20 protein-coding genes are annotated in these 19,581 nt (G+C 34.5%); 16 read left to right on the top strand and 4 right to left on the bottom strand.

The features are described 5' to 3' along the window. Window positions 1–13 precede the first annotated feature (13 nt). Window positions 14–706 (top strand): DUF4956 domain-containing protein, encoded by a 693-nt coding sequence (locus FYJ58_RS06805; RefSeq protein ID WP_154518983.1) that lies wholly within the window; start codon window positions 14–16, stop codon window positions 704–706. After that, on the top strand, window positions 687–2,402 hold the full coding sequence (locus FYJ58_RS06800) for a CotH kinase family protein (protein WP_154518982.1): 1,716 nt from the start codon (window positions 687–689) through the stop codon (window positions 2,400–2,402). Before FYJ58_RS06805 ends, FYJ58_RS06800 begins: the two co-directional genes overlap by 20 nt. Window positions 2,403–2,476: 74 nt before the next feature. Here the strand turns inward: FYJ58_RS06800 and FYJ58_RS14725 are convergent, their stop codons facing one another. Continuing rightward, the gene (locus FYJ58_RS14725) at window positions 2,477–2,620 is read right to left on the bottom strand and encodes a hypothetical protein (RefSeq protein WP_205839185.1); all 144 of its coding nucleotides are present in this window, start codon (window positions 2,618–2,620) and stop codon (window positions 2,477–2,479) included. A gap of 187 nt (window positions 2,621–2,807) precedes the next feature. Here FYJ58_RS14725 and FYJ58_RS06795 point away from each other — a divergent pair, with 187 nt between their 5' ends. From FYJ58_RS06795 to FYJ58_RS06735, 13 genes are all read left to right on the top strand, one after another. Continuing rightward, window positions 2,808–3,671 (top strand): Cof-type HAD-IIB family hydrolase, encoded by an 864-nt coding sequence (locus FYJ58_RS06795; protein ID WP_154518981.1) that lies wholly within the window; start codon window positions 2,808–2,810, stop codon window positions 3,669–3,671. Window positions 3,672–3,714: 43 nt separating this feature from the next. Beyond that, on the top strand, window positions 3,715–5,325 hold the full coding sequence (locus FYJ58_RS06790) for a SpoIID/LytB domain-containing protein (protein ID WP_205839184.1): 1,611 nt from the start codon (window positions 3,715–3,717) through the stop codon (window positions 5,323–5,325). A gap of 61 nt (window positions 5,326–5,386) precedes the next feature. Further along, window positions 5,387–6,412, top strand: a complete 1,026-nt coding sequence (gene queA, locus FYJ58_RS06785) for a tRNA preQ1(34) S-adenosylmethionine ribosyltransferase-isomerase QueA (RefSeq protein WP_154518979.1) — start codon at window positions 5,387–5,389, stop codon at window positions 6,410–6,412. Window positions 6,413–6,938: 526 nt separating this feature from the next. Next, window positions 6,939–7,493, top strand: coding sequence for a hypothetical protein (locus FYJ58_RS06780; RefSeq protein ID WP_154518978.1), 555 nt, complete (start codon window positions 6,939–6,941; stop codon window positions 7,491–7,493). 18 nt (window positions 7,494–7,511) lie between these two features. Then, window positions 7,512–8,027: a hypothetical protein gene (locus FYJ58_RS06775; RefSeq protein ID WP_154518977.1), complete on the top strand. Its 516-nt coding sequence runs from the start codon at window positions 7,512–7,514 to the stop codon at window positions 8,025–8,027. Between the two features lie 40 nt (window positions 8,028–8,067). Next, window positions 8,068–8,568, top strand: coding sequence for a hypothetical protein (locus tag FYJ58_RS06770; RefSeq protein ID WP_154518976.1), 501 nt, complete (start codon window positions 8,068–8,070; stop codon window positions 8,566–8,568). 40 nt (window positions 8,569–8,608) lie between these two features. Then, window positions 8,609–9,085: a hypothetical protein gene (locus FYJ58_RS06765; protein ID WP_154518975.1), complete on the top strand. Its 477-nt coding sequence runs from the start codon at window positions 8,609–8,611 to the stop codon at window positions 9,083–9,085. 141 nt (window positions 9,086–9,226) lie between these two features. Continuing rightward, the gene (locus FYJ58_RS06760; protein WP_154518974.1) at window positions 9,227–9,625 is read left to right on the top strand and encodes a MerR family transcriptional regulator; all 399 of its coding nucleotides are present in this window, start codon (window positions 9,227–9,229) and stop codon (window positions 9,623–9,625) included. Window positions 9,626–9,629: 4 nt separating this feature from the next. Next, window positions 9,630–10,106 (top strand): flavodoxin, encoded by a 477-nt coding sequence (locus FYJ58_RS06755; RefSeq protein WP_154518973.1) that lies wholly within the window; start codon window positions 9,630–9,632, stop codon window positions 10,104–10,106. A gap of 49 nt (window positions 10,107–10,155) precedes the next feature. Continuing rightward, window positions 10,156–11,328 carry an iron-containing alcohol dehydrogenase gene (locus FYJ58_RS06750; RefSeq protein ID WP_154518972.1) on the top strand — a complete coding sequence of 391 codons (1,173 nt, stop codon included), beginning with the start codon at window positions 10,156–10,158 and terminating at the stop codon, window positions 11,326–11,328. Window positions 11,329–11,527: 199 nt separating this feature from the next. Next, complete coding sequence (gene tnpA / locus FYJ58_RS06745; protein ID WP_154518971.1) at window positions 11,528–11,926, top strand: IS200/IS605 family transposase; 399 nt, start codon at window positions 11,528–11,530, stop codon at window positions 11,924–11,926. Window positions 11,927–11,998: 72 nt separating this feature from the next. Beyond that, on the top strand, window positions 11,999–12,616 hold the full coding sequence (locus FYJ58_RS06740) for an RNA-guided endonuclease InsQ/TnpB family protein (protein WP_205839183.1): 618 nt from the start codon (window positions 11,999–12,001) through the stop codon (window positions 12,614–12,616). Between the two features lie 163 nt (window positions 12,617–12,779). Then, window positions 12,780–13,679 (top strand): diacylglycerol/lipid kinase family protein, encoded by a 900-nt coding sequence (locus FYJ58_RS06735; protein WP_154518970.1) that lies wholly within the window; start codon window positions 12,780–12,782, stop codon window positions 13,677–13,679. 65 nt (window positions 13,680–13,744) lie between these two features. Here FYJ58_RS06735 and aroA read toward each other — a convergent pair whose 3' ends face one another. The 3 genes from aroA to aroF are packed head-to-tail and all read right to left on the bottom strand — an operon-like array spanning window position 13,745 to window position 17,185. After that, entirely contained in the window at window positions 13,745–15,028 is a 1,284-nt protein-coding gene (gene aroA, locus FYJ58_RS06730; protein ID WP_154518969.1) for a 3-phosphoshikimate 1-carboxyvinyltransferase, read from the bottom strand. A gap of 13 nt (window positions 15,029–15,041) precedes the next feature. Continuing rightward, window positions 15,042–16,157, bottom strand: coding sequence for a prephenate dehydrogenase (locus FYJ58_RS06725; RefSeq protein WP_154518968.1), 1,116 nt, complete (start codon window positions 16,155–16,157; stop codon window positions 15,042–15,044). Window positions 16,158–16,171: 14 nt separating this feature from the next. Continuing rightward, complete coding sequence (gene aroF / locus FYJ58_RS06720; protein ID WP_154518967.1) at window positions 16,172–17,185, bottom strand: 3-deoxy-7-phosphoheptulonate synthase; 1,014 nt, start codon at window positions 17,183–17,185, stop codon at window positions 16,172–16,174. Between the two features lie 231 nt (window positions 17,186–17,416). Here aroF and fusA point away from each other — a divergent pair, with 231 nt between their 5' ends. Continuing rightward, entirely contained in the window at window positions 17,417–19,498 is a 2,082-nt protein-coding gene (gene fusA, locus FYJ58_RS06715; protein WP_154518966.1) for an elongation factor G, read from the top strand. The last annotated feature ends 83 nt before the right edge of the window (window positions 19,499–19,581 follow it).

Here is a 19,581-nt window from a genome sequence, read left to right as displayed (position 1 = left end):
GGAGTTAAACAATATGAATTCTATTTATTTAGCAACGAATTTTGGTGATATTTTTAAATCCGATTTTTATGATAATGTAGTATCGTTTAGTATTATAGATACTATGATTGGAATGGGCCTGGCATTTGCAATTGGCTTATTTATTTTTTACATATACAAAAAGACTTTTAATGGAGTAATGTACTCTCAAAGCTTTGGTGTTTCGCTTATGGCGATGACTTTAATTACGACATTTGTAATTATTGCGGTAACATCGAATGTTGTATTGTCATTAGGTATGGTTGGTGCATTATCAATCGTACGTTTTCGTACCGCAATTAAAGAACCTCTTGATATTGCATTTTTGTTTTGGGCGATTGCAGTTGGTATTGTAATTGGAGCAGGAATGATACCATTAGCAGTATTTGGCTCTTTGTTTATTGGAATCTTAATGGTTGTATTTATAAATAAAAAGACGAGTGATAATCCTTATCTGGTTGTTGTATCTTGTGAAAATGAACAGGCAGAAAAACAGGTAATGGATATATTAAAAGACAAAGTAAAAAAACATGTTGTAAAATCAAAACGTGTGGCAAAAGATAGCATTGAACTGACATTAGAAATTCGCCTGAAAGATATGACAACTCAATTTGTTAATGAACTTTCTGTAGTTGAAGGAGTACATAATGCGGTGTTAGTAAGCTACAATGGTGATTATATGGGATAAAACAGGTGAGGCAATGATTAAAGGAAAATTATTTGACAAAATAGCAGTAATCTGTATCGTAATTGCATTAATAGCAGCATCTTTTTGCACTTATTCGTTTTACCAGACAAGAGAAACTGAAACATCTGGTGTAGCAAAGGATTACGAGGCTTCTTTATTTGATGATACAAAGGTTATGTCGGTAAATATTAGAATGGATGAAAAAAATTGGAACGAGATGCTTGAAAATGCAACGAAAGAAGAATATTATTCCTGCGATGTGGAAATTAATGGGACAACCTATAAAAATGTAGGAATCCGCCCAAAAGGAAATACAAGTTTAACCCAGATTGCATCCGATGACACAACGGACCGTTATAGCTTTAAGCTGGACTTTGACAAATATGTAAGTGGCCAGACATGTGAAGGATTAGATACTTTAATTTTAAATAATATTATGAGCGATGCAACTTATATGAAGGAATATTTATCTTATGATTTGCTTCGGTTTATTGGTGTTGACGCTTCACTTACAGCATTTTCAGATATAAAAGTAAATGGAGAAAACTGGGGTCTATATCTTGCGATTGAAGGAGTAGAGCAGTCATTTGCAGAACGGAATTTTGGAACCGGATTTGGACAGCTTTATAAGCCGGAATCAGAGCGTCTTAGAGGTGATAGAGCAGGCAAAGAAGAACAACAAAGTTCGGGTGGGGCTGATTTAGCCTATAATGGAGATGACAGTTCTGAATATAGTGATATATTTGATAATGCGGTATTCAAAAATGTATCCGATGAAGATGAAAATGCAGTAATAGAGGCATTAAAAAATTTAAATGAAGGAACAAACTTAGAAGAGTATATAGATGTCGATGAAGTGCTTCGATATATTGCAGGAAATGTTACGCTTGTGAATTTAGATAGCTATTTTGGTACGATGTTACATAATTATTACTTGTATGAACAAGATGGAAAGCTCTCTATGATACCTTGGGATTATAACCTGGCATTTGCAGGTTTTCAAAGCAATTCAGCGTCTGATGCAGTTAACCTTCCAATTGATACGGTAGTTTCAGGAGCAAACTTAGAAGAGCGCCCAATGATTGCAAAATTATTAGCAGTAGATGAATATAAAGAAAAATATCACAGTTATTTAAAGAAAATTGTAGAAGAATACTTTGAAAATGGGTATTTTGAACAAAAGATAGAAGTGGTAAATCAATTAATCAGTTCCTACGTAAAAAACGATGCCACTGCTTTTTATACTTACGATGAATATGAAAAAGCAGTTCAAACGCTAAAGGAATTTGGTCTGCTTCGGGCAGAAAGCATAAAAGGGCAGTTAGATGGAAGTATTCCATCTATAAAAGAGGAACAAGAAACAGCAAGTGGTTTGCTTGTCGATGCCTCTAAGATTCAGATTAAAGACATGGGAACACAGGGTGGCGACCATAAAAATAATAACTTGGAAGAGAAAATGGAACCACTAGAAGGAAAAACAGATAATACCGGTAATATCGGACAAGAACAAATGAAGGGAAATGACAGACCTATGCCACCAGAGGGAAAACATGATGGTAAAAATATGACGCCTCCTGATATGAATCCTACCAGTTATTCAAAAACGGATTTCATTCTGATAGGTGGAGCGGTTGTAATCCTTGTTATAGCATTAATCGTTATAAAGTTTTATAAAAGACGAAAATATTATTCTTAATTAATAAAGGCAGGTACCCCTGTTTGGAGTATCTGCCTTTATTTTTCTCTTTTAAACGTAATAAATGAATATCATTATCCCTCGTTTACAATATCTTCTAATACATTGATTAAATCGTGAATCGTATTAATCTGAACATCTCGTTCTAAGATAAGATTTTTTAACTCAATCGATAATGTTTCAAATTTAGGACGTACTTCAGGAGAAACATAAGACATATTAATCACCTCGATATTAATATAACCAAAAGATAAAAGAATATCATTTTTTTCTTTTGTGTATTATAAAGATATTATCTGTTGGTTTAATCTGAAATAATAAGTGATGGACTTGTGTTTTTTTATATGAATCGCTATACTAATATAGGAATGTGCGGGAAAGTGAACGGAAAGGCAGATATTAATTATGGAACAAAAAGGAAAAAAAATAAAACTAGTCGGACTTGATTTAGACGGGACTGTATTTGATGACGAAAAACATATTTCTAAAAAAACGATTCAAACAATAGAAAAAGCAATAAAACAAGGCGTTATTATTGTGCCGGCAACGGGTCGTCCGATTATTGGCGTACCAAAAGAGCTTTTAAATATAGATGGTATTTCATATGCTTTAACTGCAAATGGAGCTGCAATTTATAATACAAAAACGAAAGAATGTATTTATCATGACTGCATGGAATATGAAACATGTGCTTCTATTATACATGTACTGGATCAGTATGATGTTATGGCAGATGTGTTTATTGATGGTATGGGGTATGTAGAAAAGAAAAAACAGGATAGAAATATGGAATATGCAATGCCACAAGCAGTCAGAAAGTATATTTTATCAACCAGAAAGACCGTTGATTGCTTAGAACAATTTATATTAGATGATAAGCGGGGAATAGAAAAGATTACCGTAAATTTTAAAACAAATACGGATGGCTCCCTTCATTGCCTGAAAGAAGTAAAACAGGAATTGGAGAAATTTTCTGGTCTGGCTGTTGTATCAGGTGTTTCTACCAATTTAGAGATTACGAGACAATCGGCAACAAAAGGAAATGGTCTTATTGTACTTGGTAATTTGTTAGGTATTGACAAAGAAGAAATTATGGCTTGCGGGGACAGTGGAAATGATAGAGAGATGTTAAAAGCGGTCGGTTTTGGAGTAGCGATGGAAAATGCAACAGCTGATGTAAAAGAAGTTGCCGATTATATAACAAAATCGAATACAGAGGATGGTGTTGCTTATGCAATTGAAACATTTGTATTAGAAAAAGGAAAGTAGAATTAAGAAAATGCAGTGGATTTTTGTAAAGGAAGACAGTATAATGGTACGAGGCAGTTTTTTCAGACGGTGTTTTTTGATATTTTTGGTAATATGTATGAGTTTTATCTATCCGGCCATAGGAAAGGCAGAACAAAAGGACTGGATCCGGGTTGGTCTTGAAAGAAGTCTTTCAGAGCGGAGGCAGTTGACAATACAGACAAATTATATTACGCTTGGATATTGTATCTATGGAAATTTTGAGAAAGAAACCACATTGGCGGGCAGTAAAGGATTTGTTGTAAAACCGGCGACAGGATATTATTATATAGGGAAAAAAGAATATAGAACTTATAAAAGTGCAAAGAAAATGGCGGATAAACTTAGAAAACTAGGTGTATCTGCCTATCCTGCTGTTACTTACCATTCCTCATGGAATATATATGTTGGAGGAAGTACAAGAAAAGAAACAGTAAAAAAGCAATATAAGAAAATAAAAGGAAGGTATAATCTTTCGTTTGGAAAATTACAAAGTGATAATAAAAAACGGATTACAATACTTACAGATGAAGGAATAATTGTAATTGATACGGATAAACACAATGCTTATCCTCAAATTGCATCAAATTCTAATAACCGGCAGGGAGTAAATTTAATTGTAGTGGAGAACTGTTCTTACCGTGGAAGGTTAGAGATTGGAAGATATAATAAAAATACTCTGACGACAGTAAATATTTTACCAGTTGAAGATTACTTAAAAGGTGTTGTTCCAAATGAAATGTCAAGTTCCTATCCAATTGAAGCTTTGAAGGCTCAGGCAGTTTGTGCGAGAAGTTTTTGCTATAGCAGAAAAGAGTCTGTCGTTGATAGCAATGCGAATCAGGCGTTTGTTGTCTGCGATACTTCTCATTGCCAGGTGTACGGCGGATTTAGTACAGAAACAAATCAGACAACGGCAGCAGTCAATGCAACAAAGGGAAAAAAGCTATGGTATCATGGGAAAGTAATAGAAGCAAATTATTTTTCAACAAGTGGTGGTGCAACAGAAAGTGCAGAAAATGTTTGGGGCAGTAAAGTACCTTACTTAAAAAGTGTACCAGACAATTATGAGTCCGAACCAGAAAAAGAACCCTGGAGTTTTAATTTTACTACAAAACAGATTCAGAATCTGCTTAAAAACCGAGGGATTGATTTAGGAAAAATAAAAAATGTTTTCGTTCAAAAATATTCGGATTCAGGCAGGGTTATGGAATTAAAAATGATAGGGGAAAATGATACTAAGGTGTGGAAAAGAGAGGAAGGAAGAAGCTTCTTTTCCCTTCCAGGCAACAAATATAAAATAGTTAAAGCAAAAGAAAAACCTGACAAAGTATATATTTTATCCGGCAAAAAGAAAAGACAGAAAAGAATTCAAAGTTCTTATGTTATCAGCGGAAACGGAAAGGTATCAAAAATGAGTCAGTCAGTCGAGCAGTATATTGTAAAGAGCAAAGACAACATGACAAATTTTGCAAGGAAGGCACCAAAAAATAATCAAACAATTAAAATTGTTGGAATGGGATTTGGTCATGGTGTAGGTATGAGCCAGTCAGGAGCAAAAGGAATGGCCAAGGAAGGATATAGTTATAAAGAAATTTTAAATTATTATTTTAAAGAGATTAAAATCCAATCATGAATAAAAATAGAAACAAAAAATTTGCAAGGAATTGGATAAAAGGAAAGGAAACAATAAACTTATGAGAACAAAAGATTTTGATTTTTATTTACCGGAAGAGTTAATTGCTCAGGATCCATTGGAAGATCGATCCAGCTCAAGACTTCTTAAATTAGATAAAAAGACTGGGGAGTGGGAACATAAAATATTTAAAAATGTAATTGAATATTTAAAACCGGGTGATTGTCTTGTATTAAATAATACAAAAGTAATCCCTGCCCGTTTAATTGGAGAAAAAGAGGGAACCGGAGCAAAAATCGAGCTTTTATTATTGAAGCGAAAAGAAAATGATATATGGGAAACTCTTGTCAAACCGGGGAAAAAGGCAAAACCTGGAACAAAGATTTCTTTTGGAAATGGTCTTTTAGTCGGTGAAATTATAGAAGTGTTAGAAGATGGAAACAGACATGTTAAATTTACTTATCAGGGCATTTTTGAGGAAATTTTAGATCAGCTTGGTCAGATGCCATTGCCACCATATATAACACATCAGTTAAAAGATAAAGACAGATATCAGACTGTTTATGCAAAGTATGAAGGTTCTGCCGCTGCACCGACAGCAGGACTTCATTTTACAAAAGAATTGTTAAAACAGATTGAAGAAATGGGTGTGGTTATTGCAAATGTAACACTCCATGTCGGACTTGGAACATTTCGACCTGTCAAGGTAGACAATGTGTTAGAGCATCATATGCATTCTGAATTTTATCAGGTTGAAAAAGCAGAAGCAGATAAAATTAATGAAGTAAAACGAAATGGTGGAAGAATTATCTGCGTTGGAACAACAAGCTGCCGTACGATAGAATCTGCAGCTGACGAAAATGGATATGTCATGGCAGGTAGTGGTGATACCGATATTTTTATTTATCCGGGATACCAATTTAAAGTTTTAGATGGATTGATAACAAACTTTCATCTTCCACAGTCAACACTGTTAATGTTAGTGTCCGCGCTGGCAGGAAAAGAGCATATTTTAGCTGCTTATGAAGAGGCAGTAAAAGAGAAATATCGGTTCTTTAGCTTTGGCGATGCAATGATTATAATATAAGATTAGAAAAGGTCAGGAAAACATATTGCGTGTGTTTTCCTGGCCTTTTGAATTAAAAATAGACTAAGCAAAAATAGACAGAAAAGGACAAAAATCATAATTGATAAAAATAAAGTATACAGGTTATAATGAATATATATACAATTAATTGAAATAGTTTAGAAAGGGGCTTAATACATATTACGGATATTCAGGTGTTGTACGAAATCAATATGTAGTATCTCAAACAGCAGCTGTTTTATATGAATTATTATGCAATGCAAATTCGGCATTTTCCTCTTATCAATTATTAAAAGATAAATATCATATTAGCAGCGGTGAATTTCTTTGTGTAAAAGGACAGGGAAATATAAAAATTCCTATTTATGGGAAAATAGATTCGAAAGCAGCAAAGAAAACTTTTACTGAAAAGGAATTTGGAAAAAATAATTTACATTCGCAGGAAACAAGAACAGCAGCAGTAGCAGTATTAAATGAACTAAAAGGCTTAGGACTGCCAACAGCAGTATGTGAAGCATACGCCGCTTTGGCTGCAAGTGTTATGGTGCCGGGTGTAGTGTTAGATTCAATTGCACTGGCAGGAGTAATTGGCGTTTCTATTTATTATAAAGATGAAATAAAGGCAAGTTGGAATAAGATTGTTAAAGTAATGACTGATTTTTGTGGCTCTAAAATAAAGCCAATCATGAATAAGATTTTAAAAAAAATGGAAGATTTGCCTGGAGAGGATGAGTTTCATAATTTTGGAAGACACTATAATGATCATGGAGCAGACTTCGCATATATGCCAGGAGGAAATGGGAAAAAACCAAATGAAAAACGGTATTGGGAAATGGCTAAAAGAATGTTAAGAAGTAAGTCAGAACGGATCATAGAGGGACAAGATGTAAAATGGTCTCAGGGAAATAGAAGAATAAAGTTTAATACTTATACTTGCGAATATCTTGTATATGAGTTAAAAACGAAAAAAATAATAACTTATTATTTACCAAAGGCTAAAAAATATATTAATAAGGAATATTCACTGTCAAGATGGAGAGCAGAATGCTTAAAATATTTTTTACGACATACTAAAAAGTAAGAATTAGGAGAAGATATTATGAAAAAAGAGATTTATTATTGCCCAATTTGTGGCTATGAATTAGAAGATTATTTTGGTTCAGGAGAGTTGTGTCCATGCTGCTTTCGGGAAGCAGGTTGTGATGATGAACTTTGTTATGATGAAATAGATGGAGAGTCTAGAAATCAAAAATATTATGAAATATTAGATAGAGAGGAAATTAGAAAGATAATACCAGATTATAAAAAGAAATATAATTTAGAGGAATATGTACCACAAGAAATAGTGTGGGATTATTTGCGAGCAATATGGATAAAAAGTGGAAGTCCCTATACTTGGGACATTGTTAAAAAAGTCAGATTAGAAGAACTTGAACGTGGTGAAGATAATTATGAGGATATTTATGGTTATAAAGTTATTGATGAACCAGATTGGACAAAAGAAAAAGCGTATCGTCAATTGAAGCGAATCGGGGTAGATGCGAGAGAATTTATCAAATCAATCTGGGGAGAAAAAAATGAATTATATAAAGAAGCCGTAGAGATTATGAAATAGATAAAAATAGCAATTAATAATTATAGAGAAGGAAAATGATGTGAAAAAACAAGAAATCTATTATTGCCCAATTTGTGGCTATGAATTAGAAGATTATTTTGGTTCAGGAGAGCTGTGTCCATGCTGCTTTCGGGAAGCAGGATATGACGATGAAATATATTATTCAGAGCTGGAAACAAAAGATTTATTAAAACAGAACATTTATAAAAAATTAGACATTTCAGAAGTTATAAAAATAATTCCAGACTATGAAATAAAGAAGAACTTGGAAGAAGATGTACCAGAAAAAATGATATGGGCTTATCTTAGAGCGGTATGGATAAAAGGGGGCAGTTATTATACTTGGGACATTATTAAAAATATTGATGATGATGATTATAAAGATCCTAAGGTTTATGATGTTGTTGACGAACCAGATTGGACAAAAGAGAAAGCGTATCTTCAATTGAAGAGAATTGGGATAGATGCAAGAAAATTTATCAAATCAATCTGGGGAGAAGAAAGTGAATTATATAAAGAAGCTATAGAGATTATGAAATAGATAAAAATAGTAATTAATAATTATAAAGAGGGAAAATGATGTGAAAAAACAAGAAATCTATTATTGCCCAATTTGTGGCTATGAGTTACCTGATTATTTTGGCTCAGGAGAGTTGTGTCCATGCTGTTTTCGGGAGGCAGGCTATGACGATGAAATATATTATTCAGAGCTAGAAACAAAAGATTTATTGAACCAGAATATTTATAAAAAACTAGACATTTCAGAAGTCATTAAGGTAATTCCAGATTATGAACGAAAGAAAAACTTGGAAGAAGATGTACCAGAAAAAATGATATGGGCTTATCTTAGAGCGGTATGGATAAAGGGTGGAAGTTTTTACATAAGAGATGAAATTCATAAGAATGAAAAAAATTATAAAAAGTGTGAACCAGATTGGACAAAAGAAAAAGCGTATCGTCAATTGAAGCGAATCGGGGTAGATGCAAGAGAATTTATTAAATCGATTTGGGGAAAGGAAAGTGAATTATATAAAGAAGCAGTAGAGATTTTAAAATAGGTAAGAAGCAACGGTGTAGTTTTATGGCTATACCGTTATTTTTTACATTTTATAAAAATTTTTTAAAAATTCTCTTGACTTAGAGTTCACTCCAAGTTGTACAATAATATTAATCAAGAAAGGACGGTGGTAATTCTGGGATTGACAATTAAAGAAGTTAGTAAAAGGTGTGGTATTCCTGTCGATACATTGAGGTATTATGAAAGAGTGGGCGTTATTCCTCATGTGACACGAACAGCGAGTGGAATAAGAGATTATTGTGAAAGTGATATTTCCTGGGTTGAAACTGCGAAATGTATGAGGGCAGCAGGACTTCCTATAGAAGCTTTAATTGAATATCAAAGGCTTTACAGTGAAGGAGATTCCACCTTTAAGGCAAGGCTGGAGCTGCTTAGTGAACAGCGGGAGCTTTTGCTTGCTCAGAAAATGCAGTTGGAGGAAACACTTGCTAAGCTTAATTATAAAATTTCAAAATATGAGATTGCAGTTAAAACAGGGAAATTAATTTGGGATTGTCCTGATGCAGAGAAAGGAGAATAAGAGCATGAACAATAAATTGGTAGCCTATTTTAGTGCAAGTGGAGTAACTGCAAAACTTGCAAAAACATTAGCATCGGCTGTCGGTGCAGACGTACATGAAATTGTACCAAAAGAAGCGTATACATCAGAAGATCTTGACTGGACAAACAAAAAAAGCCGTTCTACGATTGAGATGAACGATAAGGCGTTTAGACCTGCTATTTCCGACACAGTTGCTAATATGGAGCAGTATGATACGATTTATGTAGGATTTCCAATCTGGTGGTATGTTGCACCGACAATTATTAATACATTTTTAGAGAAATATGATCTGACAGGAAAAACTATCATTCCTTTTGCTACATCAGGTGGCAGCGGTATGGGTAATACAAATAAGGAACTTTTGGATTCCTGTAAGGGAGCTGTTTTAAAAGAAGGAAAAAGATTTTCTCAAAATGCGACGGAAAATGAACTTAAAGCCTGGGCAAAAACGGTGGAATAAAAAAGAATGAGAAATATAAAAAAATTATAAATTTATGGAGGAAATTATAATGAATGATTTTATTTTTCACAATCCGGATAAAGTATATTTTGGAAAAAACCAGATGGAACATTTACCAGAGGAACTTTTAAAATTCGGTAAAAAGGTTTTACTGGTATATGGCGGTGGTTCCATTAAGAAAAATGGACTTTATGATACTGTTACCAAATTATTGAAAGCGAATGACATAGAAATTTTTGAACTTTCCGGTGTTGAACCAAATCCTCGTCATACAACTGCAAATAGAGGTGCAAAAATTTGTAAAAAAGAAAATATCGATGTTATTTTAGCTGTTGGAGGCGGTTCTACAATTGATTGTTCGAAAGGTGTTGCAGCAGCTGCATTAACCGAAACAGGTGATGTCTGGCCTCTTGTTTCAAACAGAGTATGGGTAGAAAAAGCTTTACCAATTGTTGCAATTCTAACAAATGCTGCAACTGGTTCGGAAATGGATTCATGGGCTGTAATTTCCAATATGGATACCAATGAGAAAATTGGTCTTGGAGGAGGTGCACTTGTGCCAAGAGTTGCTTTTGAAAACCCTGAACTGAGTTTTTCACTTCCAACCTACCAGACTGCCTGCGGTGCATTTGATATCTTTAACCATGTTTTGGATAATTACTATCTTGCAGGTGATGCAACGTTTGATATGATTTTAGAATTTCAGGAGGCAGTTATGCGTGCGGTTGTAAAATGGGCGCCTGTTGCTATGAAAGAGCCTGAAAACTACGAAGCAAGAGCCAATCTTATGTGGGCTTCTTCTATGGCATTAAATAATATTCTTGACGCAGGAACTGTTCATGGTTGTGCCTGCCATGCAATGGAACATGAACTTTCGGCATACTATGATATTACGCATGGTCATGGTCTTGCAATCGTAACACCTCGCTGGTTACAATACATTTTAGATGAAAAAACTGCACCGGCAATTTATCGTCTTGGTGTAAAAGTATTTGGGATTTCTGAAGAATTTGCTGTAATGGAAGGAGCAAAAAAAGCAATTGAAGCAGTTTCTAATTTCTGTTTCAATACCCTTGGATTAAAAGCAAATCTTTCCAACTTAGGAATTAATGATGAGCATTTTAAAAATATGGCGGAGCATGCTTGCTTTGGTGGCGTGATTTCTGGTCCGAAAAATCTTACAGCTGCTGATGTAGAAGAAATTTATAAAATGTGTCTGTAATCTCTTGCAAATAATATATGAAATGATGAGGCTGTCGTTAGCGACAGCCTTATTTTGGTATATTAAATATTTAACTAAAATTACCAAGAATTCCCTCACTTCTATAAGTGGCGGGATGAATTGGTATTTTTTTGTTGTGAAGTTCTTGAAAATGATGTATAATATATTCAGTGATAATTACATGAAAGGTATTATATAAATGGAATTGGAAAGTAATAATCATTCAGTGTTCTATATGAATTATCATCTTATTCTTGTTGTGAAATATAGAAGACGAGTGATAAATGATGAAATATCAAATCGACTAAAAGAAATATTCGAAAAAATATCACCAAATTATAATATTTCCGTTACAGAATGGAATCATGATATTGATCATGTTGATATTTTGTTCAAGGCTCAACCAAACAGCGAGTTATCAAAATTCATAAATGCTTATAAATCTGCAAGCAGCAGGCTTATAAAGAAAGAATATCCTCAAATCAGGAATAAACTTTGGAAAGAATATTTTTGGTCAAGGTCATTCTGCTTAATTACAACAGGTGGAGCAACAATAGAAACTATTAAAAAGTACATTCAGTCACAAGGAGAAAAATAAGATTATGGCAAACAGAGCAATTAAGTAGAGGATATATCCCACAACTGAACAGGCTGTATTGTTTGATATGACATGGATGTTATACCTGTATCTAAAACAAGTACGAAAGCGGTTGGTTTGGATTATAAGTCGGATGGATTGTATATGGATAGTAATGGAATTAAGGCAGATATGCCGAAATACTATCGTAAAAACAGTAAAAAACTTGTAAAAGAACAAAGAAGATTGTCACGAAAAACTGGTTCAAAAAAGAAGGAAACAAAGTCGAATAATTACTTAAAACAGTTAAAGAAAGTCAATAAAATTCATAGACATACAGCAAATGAGAGACTTGATTTTCTACATAAAAAATCTACTGAGATAGCCAATCAGTACGATGTAGTGTGTGTTGAGACTCTTAATATGAAAGCTGTAGCCAATAAAGGTTTTGGTAATGGAAAGGCAACAGTTGATAACGGATATGGATTATTCTTACAAATGCTGGAATATAAACTTCATGAAAGAGGTAAATACCTTGTAAAAGTGGATAAATGGTATCCATCAAGTCAGTTGTGCAGTAATTGTGGTTACAGAAAGAAACTTTCTTTAGGCGAACGAATTTATCAGTGCAGTTGTGGAATTCATATAGACCGTGATTATAATGCAGCTATTAATATAAAAAGGGAAGGTTTGCGTCTGTTGTATTGCTAAGCAGTAGTGGTTGAAGCAAGAAGCCCGCACTTCTGTAAGTGGGGGGTAGTTCACAGTAGTATAAAATGATTAAATAACGACAAGAAGGGTAATTTCTACTAGCTGTAAGGAAGGTTAGTCATAACTATATTATATCAGAAAAAAGGGAAAAGGAGGCTGGTCCATGAAAAAGAAAATGTTATTCATTTATAATCCTCATGCAGGAAAAGAAGCTATGAAATCAAAGCTTTCAGAAGTATTAGAATGTTTTGTTGCTGCAGATTATGAAGTGACGGTTTATCCTACAAGAAAAAAAAGAGATGCGGCTGAGCTGGTAAAGGAACTGGGAAATGAATATGACTATATTGTCTGTTCGGGTGGTGATGGAACATTAAATGAGATAACAGATGGATTAATGTCACTAGAGCATAGACCTCCCTGTGGTTATATCCCTGCCGGGACAGTAAATGATTTTGCTTCCAGCTTAAAAATTCCGAAACAGATTAAAAAAGCAACAGAGATTGTTGTAGACGGAGAATGGTTTCCGTATGACATTGGTTCCTTAAATTCCGATTATTTTAATTATATTGCGGCGTTTGGAGCATTTACAGAAGTTGCTTATGAAACGCCACAATCTACAAAAAACCTGTTAGGTCGTCTGGCCTATATACTGGACGGGGTTAAAAGACTTCCGAGTATCAGCTATTATCATTTGAAAGTGGAACATGATGATGTTTGTCTGGAAGATGATTTTATTTTTGGAATGATCACAAATTCTAATTCCGTTGGTGGATTTAAAGGTTTAAACGGAAAAAATGTAAAATTAGATGATGGTTTATTTGAAGTGGCATTGATAAAAAATCCTAAAAATCCGGTTGAACTTCAATCCATTATTAATTCATTAATTACAAGAGTTCATGACAGTAAGTATATGTACACGTTTCGTACCAATCATCTGATATTAACTTGTGATAAAGAGGTTGCATGGACAGTTGATGGTGAATATGGTGGTTCCTACAAGAAATCAGAGATATGGAATCATGAAAAAGCGATTGTATATCGAAGAGGAAAAAGGGAAAAATAAAGAAAAAAGAACCCATAAGTTCAGGCAATTCTGCATGGATTTATGGGCTTCTCTTTTATAGCAATTTATTGGCTGTGTAATTTGCTAAGATCGTTTAAAAAGTTTGGATAGGAAATATTAATACATGAGAAATCGCTAAGTCCTGTTGGACCATCGGCGATTAATGAGGCAATTATACATGACATAGCAACTCGATGGTCTTTTTTGCTGTCAATTAATGTGCCATGTAAAGGTTTGCCACCATGAATAATCATACCATCTTCGGTAGCAGTGATATCCGCTCCCATTTTTGAAAGATTTTTTACCATCGCATCGATTCGATTGGACTCCTTTACTTTTAATTCAGCTGCATCTTTGATGATTGTAGTTCCATTGGCAACACAAGCTAAAACAGAAATAATTGGAATTTCATCAATCAGAGTTGGAATAATTTCTCCCTCTATTGTTGTTCCGGTTAGGGAAGAGGAACGAACAATTAAATCAGCGACAAGTTCACCATTTGTAGTATGCTGGTTTTCTATTTTAATATCAGCACCCATCTTTTGGCAAATTTGAAGAATTCCATCCCGTGTCGGATTGATACCGATATTACATAATTTGATTTCAGAATTAGGAACAATTAAAGCGGCTGCGATGAAATATGCAGCAGATGAAATATCCCCCGGAACTTTAATTTTTTGTCCGGCTAATTCATTAACGGAGGGAGTGATCGTGATGGTTGTGTTTTCCGTTTTCACATTTGCACCAAAGGCCTGTAACATGAGCTCTGAGTGATTTCTTGATAAATAAGGTTCCGTGACAGATGTCGTTCCATCTGCATATAATCCGGCAAAAAGAATGGAGGATTTTACTTGTGCCGATGCAATTGGAGATTGATATGATATTCCGGTTAATTTACTTCCTTTTATATGTAATGGTGCACAATCATTTCCATAGATACTTGCAATGTCAGCACCCATGGAAGAAAGTGGTTCTATAATACGTTTCATTGGTCTGGATTGAATTGATTCATCACCGGTTATTGTACTTTCAAATGTCTGCCCTGCAAGGATACCAGAAAGTAGACGGGCTGTTGTTCCACTGTTTCCTACATTGAGTGTGGATTTAGGGGCGGAAAGATTATAAAGTCCGTTGCCTGTTATTGCAACAGTATCTTTTGTTTGTGTTATTTTGATTCCCATTTCTTTAAAACAACGTATCGTTGAAAGACAGTCCTCCCCATCTAAAAAATTAGTGATTTCTGTCAAACCATTTGCCAGGGAGCCAAGCATAATAGCACGGTGGGAAATTGACTTATCTCCAGGTACGGATAGTTCTCCTTTTAAAGAAGAAACAGTTATAGAGTTCATAGGCAAAATCCTTTCATCGTTCATAAATTGTATAATTATGTTGTTGGAATAGAACAATGGCCTGTTCCATTGCTATTATATCATAAAATTCAATTCTTAGCACGCCATCTTGAAATTCTCTGTTATGTATAATTCCAATATTTTTAATACTGATTTTATGACTGGCTAATAAGGAAGCAACCAAAGCAATTGCTCCGGATTCATCAATGATATCCAGATACAGCTCATAAGTTTTTGAGAGAATTCCGTTCACAGAAGCAGGAATGGAATCGCGGTATTCCTTTGCATTCTCAAAAAAGTGAAGAAGTTCTTTTTCTTTTTCTGGTACAAGAAGTTGTAAAAACGAATCAATTGTGTCTTTGTACAAGGTTAAAAATGTTTGAATACTTTCCTTATTAGTCAGGCAAATATTTTGCCACATAATAGGAGAGGAAGAAGCAATTCTTGTGATATCCTTAAAACCTCCGGCTGCCAGTGAAAGCATTGTATGATTTTTATCATCGTTGTCCTTTATCATGGATACAAGGGAAGAGGCAATAATATGTGGCACATGGCTGATTGCTGCTACAATATTATCGTGTTCTTTTGCATCTAATATAACAGGAATTGCATTGATAGATTGTACAAATTGCTTTAAGCGGGTTAAAAACTCAGGTTTTGTATCTATGTTTGGCGTTAAAATATAAAAAGCATTTTCAAAAAGATATTCTTTTGCGTTTTCATAGCCTGTTTTTTCGGAGCCGGTCATAGGATGACCGCCTATAAAATTTTTGCAAACAGAGAGGGAACTTGCAACGTTACAAATATTCCCTTTTACACTCCCCACATCCGTAATAATACAGTCAGGTTTGACGATGGTTGTTAATTTTTCTAAATATTCTATATTAGAAAGCACAGGAGCACATAAAAATATGATGTCACAGCATGAAAAAGCTTCAAGGCTTGTAGTGATTATCTGAATGATACACTCTTTTTTTGCAAGTAAAAGGCTATTTTCAATGTGGCTGTCTATAGTATTGTGGTCTGGCTGATAAGCAATAATAGAACAATCCGGTTTTGCCTTTTTTATTGCTTTTGCAATAGAGCCACCAATAAGACCGAACCCAATAAACCCATAAGTATCTTCCATTTAAACTCCTCCTATTAAAATTTTTTGCCTGTTAATTCAATATAAGGTTTTAATTCTTTGCATAACCTATCAAATTCAGGCAGTGTTAAAGACTGTGGACCATCCGAAAGTGCGATTGCGGGATTTGGATGGGTTTCAATCATTAATCCATCAGCCCCTGCTGCAACTGCAGATTTTGAAAGCGGAGCCACATATTTGCGGATTCCTGTTGCATGACTTGGATCTACAATAATAGGAAGATGGCTTTTTTCTTTGATAACTGGGACTGCACTAATATCAAGTGTATTACGGGTGGCAGTTTCAAATGTACGAATTCCGCGTTCGCATAAAACTACATTTGGATTTCCTTCTGCCATAATATATTCTGAAGCATTAAGCCATTCATCAATTGTTGCAGACAAACCACGTTTTAAAAGAATTGGAAGCCCTGTTTTTCCAGCCTCTTTTAAGAGGTAAAAGTTTTGCATATTTCTTGCACCGATTTGAAGCATGTCCACATATTTAGAGGCGGATTCAATCGCCTCCAGACTTGTAACTTCACAAACAATAGAAAGACCGGTTTCGTCTCCGGCTTTACGCATAATTTTTAAACCTTCTTCTTCTAAACCTTGAAATGAATAAGGAGAAGTTCTTGGTTTATAGGCTCCTCCACGCAAGATTTGTGCACCGGATGCTTGAATCGAGCGGGCTGTTTCTATGACTTGCTCTTCATTTTCTACTGCACATGGACCGGACATAATTACAAATTCATCTCCGCCGATTGTTGTATTTCCTACTTTTATTACAGAGGATTTCGGATGAAATTTGCGGTTTGATAATTTGTAGCTTTCTGTTACTTCCATGACTTTATCAACATCTTCAAAAACTTCCAGGTTTTGTTCTTTTAATTTATTTTTATCACCAACTACTCCAATGATTGTAACCTCTTTTCCATCTGATAAATGAGCTTCTAAACCATTTTTTTCTATTATATGAAGAACTTCTTGGATTGAAGACTTCTTTGCATTTGGTTTCATAACAATAATCATAGTTTTACTCCTTAACTGTATAATATCTTAACCGATTGTACTACATTGGAAATAACATGTCAATAATATAATACGTTAAAGTTTAAAAGTTTAATGTACAGAACAAAATAGAATGTGAAAAATAGTAAAAAGGATTGATATTTCTGAAAATTTTTAGTAAAATATAAACATGATTTAAAATTAACAATTTATAATTAAAAAATCAAATAATGTGTATTGGAGGAGCTTGCTATGGAAACATTTAAGTATGAGAAGATTAGGAATGTTGCATTGTTAGGGCACGGAGGCTGTGGTAAAACCACTTTGGTTGAAGCCATGGCGTACACGCAGGGAATTACAACCCGACAGGGGAAGGTTGAAGAGGGAAACACAATTAGCGACTTTGATAAAGAAGAAGTGAAACGCAAATTTTCCATTAGTACTTCGGTAGTTCCTATTTTATGGGAAGATACAAAAATTAATTTCTTAGATACTCCGGGGTATTTTGATTTTGTAGGGGAAGTAGAAGAAGCTCTGCAGGCAGCAGATGCGGCTGTAATTGTAATTTCTGCTAAAGCGGGTGTTGAAGTAGGCACAATGAAAGCATGGGATTTGTGTGAACGCTTTAAATTACCTCGTATCTTTTTTGTAACAGATATGGATGATGATAATGCCAGCTATCGTGAAGTAATTGAGAAGCTTGAAGAGTTATATGGCAAGAAAATCGCTCCATTCCATTTGCCAATTCGAGAAAATGAATCATTTGTTGGTTATGTCAATGTAGTAAAGATGAAAGGAAGAAGATTTACTACTAAGAGCCAATATAATGAATGTGAAATTCCTGAATATTCAAAAGAATATCTAGAACGTTATCGAGAATCCCTTATGGAAGCAGTTGCTGAAACAAGTGAAGAACTTATGGAAAAATATTTCAACGGAGAAGATTTTACAAAGATTGAGATGTCGACTGCACTGCGAAGCAGTGTGTCCGAGTGTGAAATTGTCCCGGTTCTAATGGGTTCAGGGCTTCATGCACAAGGAACAACGATGCTGTTAGAGGCAATTGATAAATATTTCCCTTCACCAAACCGTTGTGTTATTACAGGTATTAATACAAAAGAAAATAGTACATATAGTGCAGACTATGATGCGAATAAGGATGTGACTGCAAGGGTATTTAAAACAATTGCAGATCCGTTTATTGGAAAGTTTTCGCTGATAAAAGTATGCTCGGGTGTATTAAAATCAGATGCACTTATTTATAATTCGAGAACCGGACAGGAAGAAAAGCTTTCAAGACTTTATGTATTAAGAGGAAAAGAACAGATTGAAGTAAAAGAGTTGTATGCAGGAGATATTGGAGCAATTACAAAGTTAAATGATGTAAAAACCGGAGATACCCTTTCAACAAAAGCATGCCCAATTGAATTCGATAAATTAAAGATTTCAAGTCCATACACATACCAAAGATTCAAAACAAAAAATAAAGGGGATGATGATAAGGTATCACAGGCTTTGGCTAAGATGATGGATGAAGATTTAACATTAAAGGTTGTAAATGATAAAGAAAACAGACAGACACTTTTATATGGTATTGGTGATCAACAACTGGAAATTGTTGTTGCAAAGCTTTTGGCACGCTATAAGGTTGAAATTGAACTTAGTAAACCAAGAATTCCTTATCGTGAAACAATCCGTAAAAAAGTAAAGGTACAAGGAAAACATAAAAAACAATCGGGAGGTCATGGTCAATATGGAGATGTTCATATTGAATTTGAACCATCTGGTGATTTAGAAAAAGCTTATATTTTTGAGGAAAAGATATTTGGCGGTGCAGTGCCAAAGAATTATTTCCCTGCAGTAGAAAAAGGGCTGGCAGAAAGCGTTATGAAAGGACCTTTGGCAGGATATCCGGTTGTAGGAATTAAAGCAACGTTAGTTGATGGTTCTTATCATCCGGTGGATTCTTCTGAAATGGCATTTAAGCTTGCTACAATTCAGGCTTTTAAGCAGGGCATCATGGAAGCAACACCTATTTTGCTAGAGCCAATTGCCTCTTTAAAGGTTGTTGTACCGGATCGGTTTACCGGAGATATTATGGGAGATCTAAACAAACGCAGGGGACGTGTTCTAGGTATGAATCCAATGAATGGAGGAAAGCAGGAGATTGTGGCAGATATTCCTATGGCTGAACTATATGGTTATTCAACAGATTTACGTTCCATGACAGGTGGAATTGGAGAGTTTTCTTATGAATTTGCACGTTATGAACCTGCTCCTTCCGATGTTCAGGCCAAAGTTATCGAAGAAAATAAAGCCGAAGAAGAACAATAAATACTTTAGAATTATTGTATAAATCTATACAAATGGAAATCCTATATAATATAGTGAAATAAGAAAATGAAGGACTTGAGAAA

Source organism: Velocimicrobium porci, assembly GCF_009696045.1.
GTDB classification, from domain to species: domain Bacteria; phylum Bacillota; class Clostridia; order Lachnospirales; family Lachnospiraceae; genus Velocimicrobium; species Velocimicrobium porci.
The sequence above is the reverse complement of the archived record's forward strand: the minus strand, read 5'-3'. Positions and strand labels throughout refer to the sequence as shown.